Here is a 1,397-nt window from a genome sequence, read left to right on the forward strand (position 1 = left end):
TTTTCACACATGGGGTAATTCCGGGCTCGGAGCCATACTCAGGCTCTGGGAATCAGCTCTCCAGGACTAGACGAGGCCTACCTCAGGGCCTTGCAATGACGGAGAGAGGCAATGGAGCACTATGTCGGGTTAGACGTGTCACTGAAACTGACTTCGATCTGCATCGTCGATCGGACAGGAAAGGTCGAGCGCGAAGGGGCGGTTGCTTCTGATCCGGAGGCGATCGCGACGTTCATCAAATTGCACGCGCCACACGTCGTTCGGATTGGACTCGAGACCGGAGCAACTTCGACATGGTTGTGGACCGAGCTGAATAAGATCGGGTTACCCGTTATCTGCATTGACGCCAGGCATGCGAAGGCGGTTCTGAAGATGCAGATCAACAAGAGCGACCGAAATGACGCTGCTGGCATAGCGCGTATCATGCAATGTGGTTGGTACAAGGAGGTTTGCGTCAAAGATCTCGATAGTCATGCAACCAAAGCCCTTCTTGTCAGCCGAGCTCTGCTCGTCAAGATCAAACGGGATATCGAAAATCAAATCCGGGGGCTCCTCAAGAATCTCGGGCTCGTCATCGGACGAGCAAAGATGAATATGTTTGCTGTGCGCGCCGCGCAGTTGGCCGAGGATCGATCAGAGCTTTTTGCCGCGGTAGATCCCTTGCTGAAGGCACGCGAGGCCGTCGAGCAACAGATTGTGGACCTTGACCGCAAGGTGCTGCGGCTGGCTCGCAACAATGCTCAGGTGCGACGGTTCATGACGACTCCTGGCATCGGCCCGGTCACGGCCCTTTGCTTCCTTGCGACGATCGATGACCCCGCTCGCTTCAAGAGATCACGAAGCGTCGGAGCCTACGCTGGGCTGACGACCCGCCGATACGCATCCGGCGAGATTGATTGGACAGGCCGAATCTCGAAATGCGGCGATAAGATGCTGCGAAGTTATCTCTACGAGGCGGCCAATGTGCTGCTCACACGCGTAGCAAAATGGTCAGCACTCAAAGCGTGGGGCATTCGGCTTGCGAAACGAAGCGGGCTACGCAAAGCCAAGGTTGCGGTTGCTCGCAAACTTGCTGTCATTCTGCATCGGATGTGGATTGATGGTACCGAATTTAAATGGTCTTCAAATGATGCTGCTAATCAGCCTGCATAAAGGATAACGAGTTCCCGCCGAACAGCGGGAGTGAACGTCCCTGCCGGGACGCTGGCGTTGGTGAGATCGCCCCTGGCTTTGCGGCGCTCGAAAGGGCAAAGCGCGCTTCACACATTGATCCGCCAACGTCATCTTACGCCATCATGCGGGGGGCACGCCCCTACCGCGGAGAGAACCATGGACCCGGCAAGGATGTTCAAGGAGAGCTTGACCTCACGCCCGGAATTAGAGAACGGCCTGGGTCA

At 56.4% G+C, this 1,397-nt stretch carries 1 protein-coding gene; it reads left to right on the top strand.

Annotated features, from left to right (window positions below; all coding sequences use genetic code 11):
- Positions 1 to 111 precede the first annotated feature (111 nt).
- Positions 112 to 1,152, top strand: a complete 1,041-nt coding sequence (locus tag YU9_RS0138270) for an IS110 family transposase (protein WP_027577396.1) — start codon at positions 112 to 114, stop codon at positions 1,150 to 1,152.
- Positions 1,153 to 1,397 lie beyond the last annotated feature (245 nt).

Origin of the sequence: Bradyrhizobium sp. WSM1743, from assembly GCF_000473065.1 — a bacterium.
GTDB lineage: Bacteria > Pseudomonadota > Alphaproteobacteria > Rhizobiales > Xanthobacteraceae > Bradyrhizobium.

Excerpts from the sequence above, each read along its gene's own strand:
- YU9_RS0138270 (WP_027577396.1), top strand. The coding sequence starts at position 112 with ATGGAGCACTATGTCGGGTTAGACGTGTCACTGAAACTGACTTCGATC.